Source organism: Sphingobium sp. WTD-1, from assembly GCF_030128825.1.
Classification (GTDB): Bacteria; Pseudomonadota; Alphaproteobacteria; order Sphingomonadales; family Sphingomonadaceae; genus Sphingobium.
The window spans coordinates 3,009,417-3,025,248 of sequence record NZ_CP119127.1 but is presented as its reverse complement, the minus strand read 5'-3'; the positions used below and the strand labels follow the sequence as shown (position 1 = coordinate 3,025,248).

At 63.8% G+C, this 15,832-nt stretch carries 12 protein-coding genes; 6 read left to right on the top strand and 6 right to left on the bottom strand.

The features are described from left to right. Nucleotides 1–82: 82 nt before the first annotated feature. On the top strand, nt 83–547 hold the full coding sequence (locus tag N6H05_RS15150) for a MaoC family dehydratase (RefSeq protein WP_284110294.1): 465 nt from the start codon (nt 83–85) through the stop codon (nt 545–547). A 103-nt stretch (nt 548–650) separates the two neighbouring features. Beyond that, nucleotides 651–1,277, top strand: coding sequence for a LysE family translocator (locus N6H05_RS15145; protein ID WP_284110292.1), 627 nt, complete (start codon nt 651–653; stop codon nt 1,275–1,277). A gap of 235 nt (nt 1,278–1,512) precedes the next feature. Here the strand turns inward: N6H05_RS15145 and N6H05_RS15140 are convergent, their stop codons facing one another. The 4 genes from N6H05_RS15140 to N6H05_RS15125 all read right to left on the bottom strand — a co-directional run bounded on the left by N6H05_RS15140 (nt 1,513) and on the right by N6H05_RS15125 (nt 7,228). After that, nucleotides 1,513–1,842 carry a hypothetical protein gene (locus N6H05_RS15140; protein ID WP_284110291.1) on the bottom strand — a complete coding sequence of 110 codons (330 nt, stop codon included), beginning with the start codon at nt 1,840–1,842 and terminating at the stop codon, nt 1,513–1,515. Further along, nucleotides 1,832–2,116 carry a hypothetical protein gene (locus N6H05_RS15135; RefSeq protein WP_284110290.1) on the bottom strand — a complete coding sequence of 95 codons (285 nt, stop codon included), beginning with the start codon at nt 2,114–2,116 and terminating at the stop codon, nt 1,832–1,834. The genes N6H05_RS15140 and N6H05_RS15135 overlap by 11 nt, the downstream gene beginning before the upstream one ends. Nucleotides 2,117–2,367: 251 nt before the next feature. Next, nucleotides 2,368–5,325 carry an amidohydrolase family protein gene (locus N6H05_RS15130; RefSeq protein ID WP_284110289.1) on the bottom strand — a complete coding sequence of 986 codons (2,958 nt, stop codon included), beginning with the start codon at nt 5,323–5,325 and terminating at the stop codon, nt 2,368–2,370. A gap of 13 nt (nt 5,326–5,338) precedes the next feature. Then, a complete protein-coding gene (locus N6H05_RS15125; protein WP_284110287.1) occupies nt 5,339–7,228 on the bottom strand; it encodes a gamma-glutamyltransferase family protein in 1,890 nt (629 codons plus the stop codon). 529 nt (nt 7,229–7,757) lie between these two features. On the opposite strand from N6H05_RS15125, the gene N6H05_RS15120 reads away from it, so the two are divergent. Both N6H05_RS15120 and N6H05_RS15115 read left to right on the top strand, forming a co-directional pair. Next, nucleotides 7,758–10,817, top strand: a complete 3,060-nt coding sequence (locus N6H05_RS15120; protein ID WP_284114240.1) for a TonB-dependent receptor domain-containing protein — start codon at nt 7,758–7,760, stop codon at nt 10,815–10,817. A gap of 79 nt (nt 10,818–10,896) precedes the next feature. Continuing rightward, a complete protein-coding gene (locus N6H05_RS15115; protein WP_284110286.1) occupies nt 10,897–12,762 on the top strand; it encodes a gamma-glutamyltransferase family protein in 1,866 nt (621 codons plus the stop codon). A 227-nt stretch (nt 12,763–12,989) separates the two neighbouring features. On the opposite strand, the gene N6H05_RS15110 is transcribed toward N6H05_RS15115, so the two are convergent. Further along, entirely contained in the window at nt 12,990–13,745 is a 756-nt protein-coding gene (locus N6H05_RS15110) for a competence/damage-inducible protein A (RefSeq protein WP_284110284.1), read from the bottom strand. After that, entirely contained in the window at nt 13,742–14,224 is a 483-nt protein-coding gene (locus N6H05_RS15105) for a GFA family protein (RefSeq protein ID WP_097383556.1), read from the bottom strand. The genes N6H05_RS15110 and N6H05_RS15105 overlap by 4 nt, the downstream gene beginning before the upstream one ends. An 83-nt stretch (nt 14,225–14,307) precedes the next feature. Here N6H05_RS15105 and map point away from each other — a divergent pair, with 83 nt between their 5' ends. Together map and N6H05_RS15095 are read left to right on the top strand one after the other, a co-directional pair. After that, complete coding sequence (gene map / locus N6H05_RS15100; protein WP_284114239.1) at nt 14,308–15,138, top strand: type I methionyl aminopeptidase; 831 nt, start codon at nt 14,308–14,310, stop codon at nt 15,136–15,138. 334 nt (nt 15,139–15,472) lie between these two features. Beyond that, nucleotides 15,473–15,811 carry a P-II family nitrogen regulator gene (locus N6H05_RS15095; protein ID WP_004207549.1) on the top strand — a complete coding sequence of 113 codons (339 nt, stop codon included), beginning with the start codon at nt 15,473–15,475 and terminating at the stop codon, nt 15,809–15,811. The last annotated feature ends 21 nt before the right edge of the window (nt 15,812–15,832 follow it).

The following is a 15,832-nucleotide window of genomic DNA, read 5'->3' as shown; positions in this document are numbered from 1 at the left end:
ATCTCCGGTAAATATGATGTCGCGATTTCCGAGCCGGCAGATGTCCCATCTGCCTCGAAATCGCTTCGAGGAGACGGATCAAATGGACGAGATTCTCTATTTCGAGGATATCGTGGTGGGCGACAGCGTGGCGTTCGGGCCGCTGACCCTGTCGCGCGAGGAAACGATCGCCTTTGCCGCGGAGTTCGATCCCCAACCCTTCCATCTGTCGGACGAGGCAGCGGCCACCACCCATTTCCGCACCCTCTCGGCCAGCGGCTGGCACACCACCGCCCTGTTCATGAAGATGTTCGTCGCCGAAATGCAGAAGCAACCGGGCCGCCAGGCCGCCAGTCTGGGCGCGATGGGCGTCGACGAATTGCGCTGGCTGCGCCCGGTCCGCCCCGGCGACACGCTGCGCGGCACCAATGAAGTGATCGACAAGAAGATTTCGCAGAGTCGACCTGAAATGGGCATCGTCCGCAACAAGGTGACGCTCTACAACCAGAAGGACGAACCGGTGCTGACCATGTGCCCGATCGCCATGTGGCGCACCCGCCCGGCCTGACCTGCGCCGATATCCGGGGGTGGCCAATTGCTGCCCCCCGGACCTGTCGGCGCGGCCCCTTCCCTCCTAGGCGATACCGAACGCTCATCCGGGGAACCCAGCCATGCCCAGCGCCGCGCATCTTGCCGCCTTCGCCCTCATCTCGCTCGGCATGGTACTGACGCCGGGGCCGAACATGATCTACCTCATCTCGCGCTCGATCAGCCAGGGCCGCGCCGCCGGCATGGTCTCGCTGCTCGGCGTCGCCTGCGGCTTCCTCTTCTACATGGTGGCCGCCGCCTTCGGTATCACCGCGCTGTTGATGGCAGTGCCCTTCGCCTATGACGTGCTGCGCCTGGGCGGCGCGCTCTATCTGCTGTGGCTCGCCTGGAATGCGGTGCGGCCCGGCGGCCGTTCGCCCTTTCAAGTGAAGCAATTGCCGCTCGATGGCCCGCGCAAGCTGTTCGCCATGGGTCTGCTGACCAATCTGCTCAATCCCAAGGTGGCGATGATCTATCTCTCGCTGCTGCCCCAGTTTGTCGATCCGGCGCGTGGCCATGTGCTGGGCCAGTCGCTGATCCTGGGCGCGACCCAGATCGCGATCAGCCTGTCGGTCAACGCGATCATCGCCTGCCTCGCCGGATCGATCGCGGGGTTCCTTGGCACCCGGCCGCGCTGGCTGACGATCCAGCGCTGGCTGATGGGCACGGTGCTGGGTGGCCTCGCCGTGCGCATGGCGGTGGAACGCTAGGCGGCGTGAACAAATTCCGCGCCCGCCAAATGGCCGGGATGGGTGGGAAGATGGCTACCTGTTTCACAGCGTCATCCCCGCGCAGGCGGGGATCCATCTCACCAGCTTCGGACCAGATGCGAGGTCAGGAGATGGATTCCCGCCTGCGCGGGAATGACGGAGTTGGGTGGTTAGGCGACAGTCGGCTTATGGCCCTAATCGGCCAGAGCAGACACATGATCGCCTTCTGCTAAACCTACACGGCCCTGATCTCGTTAACGACGCCGTCGAACAAGCCAAGGTATCTCGCTTCCAAATCCGCGATAGAAAGCGAAAACATGTGTGTCGAATGAGGCAGGCCAGCTTCCTTGGCAGCGACGTGGCCATCACTCATAAACGATGCAAACAGATCAATCGCCGTGGTTAAATCGCCTGCATTTCGCATTCCGTAATCCGCAACCCACAAGCAATAGGTCACGCGCTGGATCGAGGTCATAGCTGCGAAGCCGATCTCCGCCTTCGCGTTCATGATTTCGTCGGTTGCGTCAAGCAGCCATGTCTCATTGTCGCGATCGTCATGCGTCATCGATGGCATACTTGATAAGGCGTTCGCATCTAACGCGCTCCGCAGTTTCTTCGCCCTCTGCTAACCCCGCGAAATCTTCCAAGAGATCACGCGCGATAAACGTTTCGAGAAAATAGCTGTAAACTATCCCTGATCGTTCGATGTCATCGGTCGCGTCTGGCGCAGGGGTGATAACGATAGCGTCTGCAAAACACCCCCAAGGCTTGGCAGCGTAAATCGTGCCATCGTCGTCACTCCACTCCTGCGCGCTTTTCAGCAATTCAATCAAATGCACCCGGCCATCTCCGTCCGCTTATGGGGAGGCTAGCGGCGGATTCTGGCGGCGGCAAATGGTCGTTAGCCGCTAAAATCCGACATCGTCATTGCGAGCGTAGCGAAGCAATCCACCGGCGCGAGATGGATTGCTTCGCTACGCTCGCAATGACGGGAGATGGTCGCTTCCAGATCATCCGAATTTATCCACGCGACCCAGGCAGGACCAGACTGCCCGCCCGCCTCACCGGCGGGCCGCCCGTTCCGGCTCCGCTAGTTTTTCCGCATGCCGCCGGCGACGATGTCGTCCACGTCATGGATGACGCCGTTCATCATCACCTTCTTTACCTTGAAGGTGTTGGCGATGTCGGCGCGCGGATCGCCGTCGACCAGCACGATGTCGGCCAGCTTGCCGGCCTCCAGCGTGCCCGCATCCAGGTTCAGATCCTTCGCCGAGTTGACGGTTGCGGTCTGGAGCGCCTGGAACGGCGTCAGGCCGGCGTCGACATAGGAGGAAATCTCCGCATGGAGATTGTTGGCGATCATCGTGTCGGTGCCCGCCGTCACCAGCGTGCCGGCGTCATACATTTTCTTCAGGCTCTTATATTGGCCCTCCAGCAGCGGGCGCAGCATGCTCGCCATCGGATCGGCTTCGGTGATCGTTTCCCGTGCCCAGACCGGATAGAGATTGAGACGCGGGTCGTCCTTGTAGCCGGGATGCTTGGCGAGATAAGGCGTCATCGCGCCGAAATGGGTCGGCGTCAGCGTCCGGCCGCTGCGGCCGAAAAGCTGGATCACATCCTCATAGGCCATGCCCTGCGGTCCCTGCTTGGGCGAATAGCCGCGCCGGCTGGTCGCGCCCATATGCTCGGTGCCATCCACGCCGGAAAAGGCCGCCGGGAAGATTTCATGACCGCTGACCGGAATGCCCATTTCATGGGCGGCGCGCACGATCTGCCGCTGGAACAGGTCGGGCATGCGCACATAGCTTTTGATCATGTCATAATGGAGCGCGCGCATGCGGCTGAATTCCCGCTCCAGATGAGCGGGGCTGGAGACCGCCACGCCCATCTTGTAATAGACGCGCTGCCATTCGAGCAGCGGCCCGGCGACATAGAGGCGCGGTGACAGCCGCACACCCGATTCCGCCGCCTCGCGATCCTCCACCGCATCATAGATTTGCGTACCCGGATCGCGCACCGTGGTGATGCCATAGGCGAGCCAGGCCCGTTCCAGATTGGAGCCGAAATCCTTCTGGGCGTGGGAATGATGCTCGATCAGGCCGGGAATGGCGGTGAGGCCCGTGCCGTCGACGAAATGCTCCGCCTGATGCAGCGCGGGATCATGATCGCGAATTTCGGCGATGCGGTGGCCGTCGACGATGATGTCCTTGTCATGCTGGGTCACGTCATGGACGGAATCCACCAGGTTGCTGACATGGATGACCGTGCGCCCGTTCGGGTTGGCGATGCGATAGGTCAGGTCCAGCGGGATATCGGTGATAGCGCCGGTTTCGGTGTCGAGCGACTTCAGCTTGTCGGCCGACTGGAACAGGATCGTCTTGTTGTCGCCGGCCCAGCTCGGGAAATAGGAGATGTCGGAGGTGTAGGAGCGCGGCGGCCCCAGCGGCTTGCCGTCGGCGGCCACCGGCCAGATCTTCAGCAGTCCCTCATAGATGGCGGCCATCTTCGTTCCGTCGGGCGACCAGGCGGGGCCGCCACCGGCGCGGGTGTCCATCGACATATTGGGTTCGGGCAGATGCCAGAAGGCTTTGCCCACGCCATCGGTCGGCACCATGTAGACCTGGTTGGTGCCCTCACGGAAGCTGTTGGAATATTTGTAGGATAGCGGGATGGCGACATATTTGCCGTCGGGCGACCAACTGGGGCTGCCGGGCTGGCCCAGCGATCCCTGAAGGCGGGTGATCTTGCCGGTCGCGACATCGACCACGCACAGGCCAGCGACGCCCCAGCGCCCGTCGACATCGATATAGGCGATCCGCGTGCCGTCATGCGACCAGGCGGCACCCAGCGGCTGGGTGTCGATATCGGTCAGCCGGCGATCCTTGCCGGTCTTCATGTCGCGGATCCACAGCTGCGGCAGGCCGCCGCCCTTGTCGGAGGTGTAGACCAGGCTCTGGCCATCGGGCGACCAGGCCGGATCGGTGTCGAGCGCGCCATCTTTGGTCAAATTCTCCGGCACCCCGCCCTTGGACGACATGACATAGAGGTCGCCGAGCGCAGCAAAGGCGATGCGGCTGCCGTCGGGCGACAGGGTCGGATGGACGATGCCCAGCGCCTTGCGCGGCGCGGTCGAATCCCAGTCGCGCTTGGCGCGGGTGTAGCTGGGCTTCACCACCTCCAGCGTGGCAGCGAAGTTGACGGTCGACAGGCTGGTGCCCTTACGGCTGCGGATCTTGCCGTCGGACACATAATAGTAACCGCCCTTCCCCCAGGACACACGGAAGGGGAAGACATTCTCGGCACCGCCGACGGCCTTGCCATCAACTTCCAGGCGGCTGCCCTGGGCGTCCTGCACCACATAGGCAAGCTCGCCGCCGGGGCCGAAGGACGGCGCATCGATCTTGCCCTGCACCTGCTTCAACAGGCTTTCCTGCCCATCGGCGAGGGCCGTGACATAGAGGGCGGTCTTGGCGCCATCCGTCCCGGAATAGGCGATGCGCGCGCCGTCCGGCGACCAACTGGGCATGCGATCTTCGCGTTCGTTACTGCTGACCTGCTTCATCGCGCCGCTGGCGATGTCCAGCGTCCAGATGTCGTAATTACCGCTGCGATCGGACGAGAAGGCGATTGTCCGGCCATCGGGCGACCAGGCCGGCTCGCGATCGTCATAGGCGCCCTCGGTCAGCTTGCGCATCTCGCTGCCATCCGGCTTGATCGTCCAGAGATCATAATTGCCGTCGCGATAGGAAAAATAGGCGAGGCGCGAGCCATCGGGCGACCAGACCGGCTGGCGGGCATCGTTGAAATAGTCGGTGATCCGCTTCGCCTTGCCGCCGCTGGTCGGGATGATCCACAGGCTGCCCTGCAGGTCGACCGCCAGCCATTTGCCGTCGGGCGATACCGACACCGCCATCGACGTGCCTTCATGCACATCGAAAGCGACGGGGGTCTCGCCGCCGGGCGGGGGCAGATTGGCGGGCTGGGCATAGGCCTGGACGGCGCCGGCCGACAACAGGGCCAGCGACAGAAGCTTGAAGGCAGATTTCATCGGATCGATCCCCTTACCAACCAAATATATAGCGCTCGCGGCGCACATCCGCGCCACCGCGCAGCGTGCCGCTGCCCGGCACCACGCCGGCCGCGACGATGCCGGTCGACACCGCGAACGGCCCCAGCACGTCCAGCTTGTGACCGCGCGCGGTCAGATCGTCGCGCACCGCCTGGGGCACGCGATCCTCGATTTCCAGCACGCCCGGCTCATCCTTCTTGATGCCGAAGGAGCCATGGAAATGATTGGAATTGATGCGCGGTGCCTCGATCGCGGCCTGGAGTGGCTGGTCGAACGCCAGCACCCGCAGCAGCACATTCATGATCTGCTGATCCTGATTGTCGCCGCCCGGCGTCCCGATCGCCAGATAGGGCTGGCCGTCCTTGAGCACCATCGAGGGCGACAGGGTCGTGCGCGGCCGCTTGCCCGGCACCAGGACATTGGGGCTTTCCGGATCAAGATCGAACACGGTCAGGCGGTTGCTCATCGGCACGCCGGTGTCGCCCGCAATATAGGCGCCACCCAGCATCCAGCCGGAACTGGGCGTGCAGGAAAAGAGGTTGCCGTCCTTGTCCACCACTTCGATCGCGGTCGTGTCGGCGGTCGGCTTGGGCGGAGCCTTCAACATATGCGGCGTGAATTGCGGCGTGGTCCGCGCCTTGCCCTCGAATGCCCAGGGATTGCCGAAGCGATGCTCCAGTGAAGCGCGCGGGCCGATCTGCCTGGCCCGCTGCGCCGCATAGTCCTTCGACAACAGCCCCATCATCGGCACCGTCGCGAAATCGGGGTCGCCAAAATACATGTTGCGATCGTCGAAGGCGAGCTTGATCGCCTCGGCAACGGTGTGGAGATAGGGCGCCGAGCCCGGCTCCATCGTCGCGATCCCGGCCGCCTCGGCAATGTTGAGCGCCATCAGCATGGCCGGCCCCTGGCTCCAGAACCCCGCCTTGCAGACCTGATAGCCAAAGACGCTGGTCATCGCCGGCGCCTCGACCTTGCCCTTATATTTGGCGAGATCCTCATAGCGCATCAGGCCGCCGTCCCGCTCCATCGCGGCGCCGATCCGGCGGGCGATGTCGCCCTTGTAGAAGGCATCGCGTCCGGCCTGGATCGCGGCCTTGCGATCCTTGGTCTTCTTGAACGCCGCAGCATCCGCGTCGGCAATGATCCGCATCGTGCGGGCGAGATTGGGCTGGCGGAAAATCTCCCCGGTCCTGGGCAATTGGCCGCCGGGATAATAGGCGTCGTAGGCGTCCTTATATTTGGACGTCGCCTTCTGCTGGCTGACGAACACTTCGGCCAGGAAATTATACATGACGAAACCGTCGGCCAATTCGATCGCCGGTTGCATCACTTCATGCAGGCCCATCGTGCCGTTGAGCTGGAGCGCGAGCGCCATCGCATCGACCATTGCCGGCACCGTGCCGCCATTGGGACCATTGCCCGGAATGACGCCGGCATCGGCGAACTTGTCCGGCGTGGCCAGGCCCGGCGCGACGCCCTGGCCGCTGATCAGCGACACTTTCTTCGTCTTGCCGTCATAGATGATGGTCGGCGCTTCGCCGCCAAAGCCGAAATGCGAAATCTCGGTCACGGCTGCGGCAAAGACCGCCGCCACGCCCGCATCGGTCGCATTGCCGCCGGCCAGCAGGATGCGCGTCCCCGCCGCCACCGCATAATGGCGCCCGGCCGCGACGATGCCGAACTGGCCGACGATTTCCGGCCGCAGAGTCTCGCCTGCGCTAACCAATCTGGTTGGCTCGATCGCTGCCTTGCCGGGCGTTGCCGGCGCATTACCCGCCTGGGCGGAGGCCGGCCCGGCGCTCGTGACCAAGGCCGCACCGGCCATGGCCGACGCCGCGAACTCCCGCCGGGTCACCCCCTGCTTTGCGTTATCGCTCATTGATGGAATCCCCTGTTTTCGGCCTGTCCGGCACCGCCCGAGGGAAGGCGTTTGCCGGCCGATACGCGAAACAACGAGCCAACCCGATTTTTCCGCTATATGCCGGTAAATCCGATTTTATTTCAAAAATATTTCGAAACATATGGTGGAAATTTCACGCCCATCAGTTCTAGCGCAATGAACGCGCACAATGGTGGGTGTTGTGCCCGGAAAAAGCCTTGCCGTCGTGAGGGCGACAGCAGCAACGATTTCCCACGCAAGGGATGATGCCGGAACTCCAGTTTTTCGGGAGGGCCTGCAAATGCACTATCTGAACGGTCATCAATAAACATGGGTCGCTGCACGCGTTGTGCGGCGCCGACATTTGCCGACCTCCCCAATCTCTGAACCGGAAAGGCACCTTTGCCCAACGGCGCGAAGCTTCAGGCTTCATCACAGGGGAACAATAATGACGAAAGAAAGAGGAAAGACGCTTTTCGCCTTAACCACCGCCCTAACCAGTGCCAGTCTCTGGGCGTTGACGGCCGGCATGGCCCAGGCCCAATCCAGCACAGAAGCCGCCCCGCAGGCCGATGAACCGGCCGCTGCGGAAATTGTCGTCATCGGTTCCCAGATCAAGGGCGCCAATACCGCCGGCGCGCTGCCGGTCAGCCTGGTCGGCGAAGAGCAGATCGAGGCCGTGGCCGCCGTTTCGGGCGCCGATCTCTATCGCTCCATCCCGCAACTGGGCGGCGTCACCTTCAACGAACAGGTGCTGGGCGGCGGCAATGCCAACGCCGCACGCGGCGACGTATCGACCGTTTCGCTGCGCGGCCTGGGCCAAGGCAATACGCTGCTGCTGATCAACGGCCGCCGCACCGTGCTGCACCCGACATCGCAGGCGATCACCGGCGTGGTCGATTCCGGCGTCCCGACCTTTGGCTATAACGCCAACACCATTCCCGTCGGCAATATTGCGCGCGTCGAAGTGCTGCGCGACGGCGCAGCCGCCCTCTATGGTTCGGATGCGGTCGCCGGCGTCGTCAACAATGTCCTCCAGTCCGATTACAAGGGCGCCAAGTTCGACGTCCAATATGGCGGCGCGGAAGGCACCAATCTGCGCGAATTTGCCGCCAATGGCCTGGTCGGCTTCGATTTCGCCGAAGGCCGCGGCAATATCTCGATCTTCGGCGGCTATGCGCAGAAGTCGAAACTCTATCTCAGCGACCAGGATTATACCGCCAGCGTCGACCGGCGCGACTATGTCGCCGGCACCTCCTTCGCCAATGTGGCGGCGTGGAACGGCACCAGCACCAGCACGCCCTGGGGCACCTTCCGCGTTGTCCGCCCCGGCGGTGGCGCGAATTTCCTCAACCGCACTCTCACCAGCAACGGCACCGCCTTCACCAACAGCTCGGGCCAGTTCCACATTCAGCCCAGCACCAATGCCGGTTGCCGCATCGCGTCGGGCACGCCCGACACCTGCTATGATGACGGCAATGGCGCGACCGAAATGTCGGGTGCGGATTCCAACCTGCGCTTCAATTCGCCGGCGACCTTCGACGACCTGACCGCCCAGCCCTCGGTCAAGCGCATCAATATCTTCTCCTACATCAACTATGAACTGTCGGACGCCCTCTCCTTCTTCGGCGAGGTCGGCTTCTATCGCGGCAAGACCAGTTCGACGATCGGCGCGCCCGGCTCGCTCGCCAACATCCCGATCACCGTGGCGGCCAATGCCTATTGGAACCCGCTCGGCCCGGTCGGATCGCCCAACCGCCTGCCCGGCCTCGACCTTTCGGTGGTGCCAGCCGAGGGCCTGCCGGTCCAGATCACCTCGCTCAGCTATGTCGATGTCGGATCGCGCAAGGTCGACGTGACCAATTACCAATATCGTTTCCTGGGCGGCCTGCGCGGCAGTATCGGCGACTTCGACTGGGAATCGGCCGGCCTCTACACCTGGGCCACGGCCAAGGACACGCAGGAGAATTTCTCCAACACGCTGCTGCAACAGGCGATCAACAAGACCACGCCCGACGCCTATAATCCGTTTAACGGCGGCTGCGTCGACACGCCCTCGATCGGCGACTGCACGCCCAACAGCCAGTCAACCATCGACAGTTTCATGATCGAGGCAACCCGCAAGACCCGCACCTCGTTGGCGCTGTGGGACTTCAAGGTGTCAAACGCCAATCTGCTGGGCCTGTGGGCCGACAACAGCATCGGCGTCGCGGCCGGAATCGAATGGCGGCGCGAGACCTATCATGACAATCGCTCCACCTATCAGGGCGGCATTGCCGGGGTCGATACCACCTATACCGACGCGGTCACCGGCGTCTTCTATGGCTCCGACCTTGGCGGCGCCAGCCCCAGCCCGGACGTGCGCGGCAAGCGCAACGTGAAGTCCGCCTATGCCGAACTCGCCATCCCGATCTTCAGCCCGGAAATGGAAATCCCCATGTTCCGTCGCCTGAATTTCCAGGTCGCGGGCCGTTACGAGGATTATAGCGACGTCGGGTCTGTGGCGAAGCCCAAGATCGCGGGATCGTGGGAATTGCTGGAGGGCATGATGCTGCGCGGCTCCTGGTCGCAGGGCTTCCGTGCGCCGAACCTGGAGGTCATCAACACCTCCACGCTCGATCGCGTCAATGGCGGCTTCGACTATGTGCTGTGCGACGCCGATGTCCGCTCCGGGCGCGCGACGAACTTCTCCAGCGCGGTCTGCAACGTGTCGGTGCTGCGTCGCAGCGGCGGCAACCCGAACCTGAAGCCGGAAGAATCGACCAGCTGGAGCTTCGGCGCCGTGCTGTCGCCGAAACTGGGCGATGGCCTGGGCAAGGTCACCTTCACCGTCGACCGCTGGAAGATCCAGCAGAAGAATGTCGTGGGCCTGCTCGACTATCAGAATGCGCTCAACCTCGACTATCTGCTGCGCACCCAGGGCAGCAGCAATCCCAACGTCATCCGCCGCGATCCGACCGCGGATGATATCGCCCGCGTCGCCGGCACCGGGCTCGCACCGGTCGGCGAACTCCTCTACGTCGTCGCCAATTTCCAGAATCTGCTGCCGGTCACCGTTCAGGGCATCGACTTCAATCTGGACTATTTCCTGCCCACGACCTCGGTCGGCACCTTCTCGCTCAACGTGAATGCCTCGCGCCTGATCAGCTATTATGTCGATGCCCCGGCGGGCGTGCAGCAGGTGATCGCAGGGCAGGCCGCTGGCGAGATCAATGCCGGCGTGCCGATCCAGGGCGGCGGCGATGTGATCGGCCGCGATGGCCAGCCGCGCTGGCGGCTTTCGGCAACCTTCGACTGGTCGCTCGGCCCGTGGAAGTTCGGCGCCTTCACCCAATATATCGACAGCGTCTATGAAAATGGCGTGCGCGATGCGTCCGCCAATCCCTGGACGGTGAAGGGCCAGACGACGGTCAATCTCTACGGCCAATATACGTTCAAGAATGACGGACCGTTGAACGGCACCACCGTTCAGATCGGCGCGCGCAACATCTTCGACAAGGATCCGCCGCTGGCATCGGGCGGCTATCTGTCGAGCCTCTACCAGCCGCAGGCGCGCTACTGGTATACCAGCCTGAAGAAGGTCTTCTAAAGGCTTGCAAAACATGGGCACGGCGCGATGCTGCCGTGCCCATTCCTCCTTTTCCTTTCCTCTGCAAGGTCGCCCCGCCATGTCCGATACGCCCCCATCCTTCCTGGATCGCCGCGAAATGCTGGCCGCCGGCCTTGCCGGCATGGCGCTCACCACCCTGCCCGCCCGTGCCCTCGCCCAATCGGGCGCACGCGCGCCCGACGCACCCCGCACCGGCAGCGCCAGCGTCGCCGCGCACCGGGTCGAAGTGCCCATGCCGCATGGCGGCGTGACCGCCGGCCATCCGCTGGCCGCCATGGCCGGCGCCCGCATGCTGATGCAGGGCGGCACCGCGGCCGACGCCGTGGTCGCGGCGATGGCGGTCATGAACGTGGTCGAACCCTGGGCATCCAGCGCGGGCGGCAACGGCTTTGCCACCTGCCTCGATCGCAAAACGGGCAAGGTCCAGTCACTGGCCTTCACCGGAGGCGCGCCGCGCCTGCTCGATCCCGATGGCGATCCCAAGGCGCTGGACCATGGCCCCAAGGCATTGACCGTGCCGGGCGCCTTTGGCGGCTGGATCGCGCTGGCCCGCCGGTTCGGCAAATTGCCGCTCTCGACCCTGCTCGAACCGGCGATCGGCTATGCCCGCGACGGCCACCCGCTCGATGCCTCCATCGCGATGTTCATCACGCGGGCGCAAAAGACATTGGCGCTCTACCCGACCAGCGCGGCGATCTTCCTGCCCGGTGGCCAGCCGCCCGTCCCGCGATCCATCTTCCGCAATCCCGATCTGGCCCGCAGCTTTCAGGCCCTTGCCGACGCGGAAAGCCAGGCGCTCAAGGGCGGCGCCGATCGCGATCGCGCGCTGCAGGCGGCGCATGACTATTTCTATACCGGCCCGATCGCGCAGGAATTTGCCCGCTTTTCGACACAGACAGGCGGCTGGTTGCGGCTCGATGACCTCAAGGCCTATCAGCCGCGCTGGGACGATCCGGTGACGACCAATTATCGCGGGCTCGACGTCTATTGCAGCCCGCTGACCTCGCGCACGGGGCTGGAATTGTGCGAGCAGCTCAATCTGGTCGAGGGGTTCGACCTTGCTGCGCTGCCGGCCGACGATCCGCTCTTCACCCATTATCTGATCGAGGCGATCAAGGTCGCGAAGGCCGATGTCTACAAATATGCCGCCGATCCCAAATTCGCGCAGACGCCGGTCGAAGGACTGCTGTCCAAGCGCTTCGCCGCCGAGCGGCGCCAACTGATCGATGCAGCCCGCGCGGGCCTCTATCCGCAGGGCGGTAATGCCGCCGCCTTCGACCGGGCGGCGCTGGAGCGGGCACGGCAGGATTTCGCGTATCAGGGCGACGACCATACGCGCGGCGGCGACACCACCAGCCTGTCGGCGGTCGATGCCGACGGCAATGCCATCGCGGTCACGACCACCGTCGGCGGCGGCTTCGGCACCTTCCTGGTGATGGGCAATACCGGCATATTGTTCAACAACGGCCTGCGCCTCGGCTCGTCCGCCCCCTATGCCGGCCATCCCAACAAGGTCGCGCCGGGCAAGATCGCCCTGCTCGGCAATGGCCCCACTATCGTCCTCGACAAGGGCCGGCTGAAACTGGTCTTCGGTTCGCCCGGCGGCGAGACGATCGGCCAGACCCAGTTCCAGTTCCTGGTCAATATCGTCGATCGCGGCCTGCCGATCCAGGCCGCGATCGAAGCGCCGCGCTTCGCGCTCGACGCCGATCCCAATTTCTACAGGCCAGGCGCGGCGATCACCGTGCAGGCGGAGCGACGCTTCCCCGACGCCACGATCCAACGCCTGACCGCGATGGGGCACAAGATCGAACTGGTCGGCCCCTATGCGATCGGCAGCGTGCAGGGCATATTGGCCGACCCATCGGGTGCCCGCATGGCCGGCGCCGATCCCCGCCGCATGGGCTATGCCATGGGCTATTGAGGAAGACTGGCCGGGCCTGTCCTACAGGCCCGACATCATGTAAACTTCCGGTCGGCCCCTCGAAATGGCCAACCCATTATATTCGTTATATTTTTCTAGGCCCGACTAAAATCTCCCATGGCGCACACGCGCAAACTTCCAAAGTCTGCCCGATAAAGCCTTGAAATCAGGAGAGCGGCATAGCCGAATCATAACAGGACCGGGCCGGTTCGCCCCGGGAATTGCGCTCAAATGCCGCCCGGCACCGGGGTCCAGCCCCCTAATGCCAGGGCAGCGCCCAAATCGGCGACACAGGCGTCCAGCACCGCCTGGTCGGTCGAGCGGATGACGAAATTGGCGCCGGTGCGCCCTTCGCGGAAGAAGGGATAGCTGCCGATCTGGACGCCGTCATGGGCGCGCTCGGTGGTTCCGAGCAGGTCGGCGATCTCGCTTTCCGCGACCCAGCAGCCAATCGTCGCCGACAGGACAGGCAATCCGCCTTCCAGCGTGCCGGTAAGGCTGTCGAGCATGCCGGCGGTGATGTGCGGCACGCCGGCCATGATGAAGATATTGCCGTGGCGAATGCCCGGCGCGCCCGACATCCGGTTTTCGATGAGGTCGGCGCCCGCCGGCACCCGCGCCATACGCAGCCGCGCGTCGGTCAGGCCCCCGCGCGTGACATAATAGCGCTCCAATATCGCCCGCGCTTCGGGATGGATTTCGACGCCGACGCCCAGCGCCGCCGCGATCGCATCGACCGTGATGTCGTCATGGGTCGGCCCAATACCGCCGGTGGTGAAGAGATAGTCGTTGCGGGCACGCAGCGTGTTCACCGCCTCGACGATCGCGTCCTGCACATCGGGCACCACCCGTACCTCGCGCAGGCGAATGCCCTGGACATTAAGCCAGGTGGCGATCTGCGCGACGTTCTTGTCCTGGATGCGGCCGGACAGGATTTCATCGCCGATCACGATCACAGCGGCGGTCCAGATACGGTCACTCATGCCAGCGGCTCCGCACGGGCGGCAAGCGCCATCAACCGGGCCAGCCGATCGGGTGGCAATATGTCCGCCGGCTTGTAGCTGGCCTCGAAGACCGGCACGTCGGCGGGCAAGGCGGTCCAGTCCGACCGGTCGGCCACGAAGATCGCCGCATCGGGCCGGATCGCCGAACGATCGTCCAGCGTGCCGACGCGGATCGCCGCGCCGGCCCGGCCGAGACGAGGATAGAAGCTCCAGACCGCAGTGCCGCAGTTGGCGCAGCGCACGATCACCTGGGTCTTGCCGCTGCCGGTGGGGACGACATGTTCGCTCAATTGTCCCGACAGGAGGTGAAGATGATCGACCTCGACAAAGGCATTGACCGCAGACGCCGCGCCGCTCTGCCGCTGGCACAGGCTGCAATGGCAGTTGTTGACGAAGATGGGATCGGCATCGACCCGATAGCGCACCTCACCACAGGCGCATCCGCCTTCCATCACCATGTCCGTTTCTCTTTTCCTGATAGCGACCGCGGGGCTGAGCGAAGACACTCGCAATGCCGGATCGCAGGGTCTATATCAACCACATGACCGAATATATGACGATGACGGCCGACGCGCCGGTTTCCCGCTCGACCGCGATCAAGCTCTACGACGCGGCCGGTTTTGAAGGCATGCGCAAGGCCGGCCGGCTGGCCGCCGAGATCCTCGACGCGCTGGTGCCCCATGTGGTGCCGGGCGTAACCACCGGCGAACTGGACGACATCGTTCGCCGCATGACGCTGGACGGCGGCGGCGTGCCGGCGACTTTGGGCTATCGCGGCTACACCCATAGCTGCTGCATCTCGCTCAACAATGTCATCTGCCATGGCATTCCGGGCGACTATAAGCTCAAGGACGGCGATATCCTGAATATCGACGTCACCCCGCTGGTCGATGGCTGGCACGGCGACACCAGCCGCATGTTCATTGCCGGCGATGCGCCGATTAAGGCGAAGCGGCTGGTCGAGATCACCTATGAATGTCTGATGCTGGGCATCGAGCAGGCCAAGCCCGGCAATCATCTGGGCGACATCGGCCATGCCATCCAGCGTCATGCCGAAAAGCATCGTTACGGCGTGGTCCGCGATTTCTGTGGCCATGGCCTGGGCCGCGTCTTCCATGACAGCCCCGAAGTGGTCCATGTCGGCCGTCCCGGCACCGGCCCGGAGCTGAAGCCCGGCATGTTCTTCACGATCGAGCCGATGATCAATATCGGCAAGCCCGGCGTGAAGATGCTCGACGATGGCTGGACGGCGGTGACGCGCGACCGCACCCTGTCGGCTCAGTTTGAGCACAGCATCGGCATCACCGAAACCGGCTGCGAAATCTTCACCAAGAGCCCGACGGGTCTCGACTGCCCGCCCTACGCGCGCTGATTTCTGCCTGCCCATGGCGGTCCCAAAGGCCCGCTCCGTTCATGCTATCGGGATCATTCCTGACCGGCGTCGACGGGGCGGGCCTTTTGCATGACGGGCCGTCCAACCACTGCCCAAAAAACAGGCAGAATGACATGATATTGCCCGGAATCCGGGCAATATGGACAAAGATTGCTGCATCGCCGAAAGCAGGCCTAGCGATTCGCCATTTGGCACGGTAATTGATTGTTAAGGGAGACGGCGCTTGCCTCGGGGGGCATGATGATCGTCACTTGAAGGTTTGGATGCGGGTCGCGCCCGCATCCGGTCGTGCGTCATGGGTTGGGATTAAGTGATGAAAAAGATCGAGGCGATCATCAAGCCGTTCAAGCTGGACGAGGTGAAGGAAGCGCTGCACGAAGTGGGCGTGTCCGGCATTACCGTCACCGAGGCGAAGGGCTTCGGCCGCCAGAAGGGCCATACCGAACTGTATCGCGGCGCCGAATATGTCGTCGACTTCCTGCCCAAGGTGAAGCTGGAGGTCGTCGTCGACGACGCTCTGGCCGACCGGGTCGTCGAAGCGATCTGCAGCGCCGCCCAGACCGGCCGGATCGGCGACGGCAAGATCTTCATTTCCGCCATCGAGGGCGCGGTGCGCATCCGCACCGGCGAACGCGACAGCGACGCCATCTGATTTTCGACAGGTTCTAGCCGG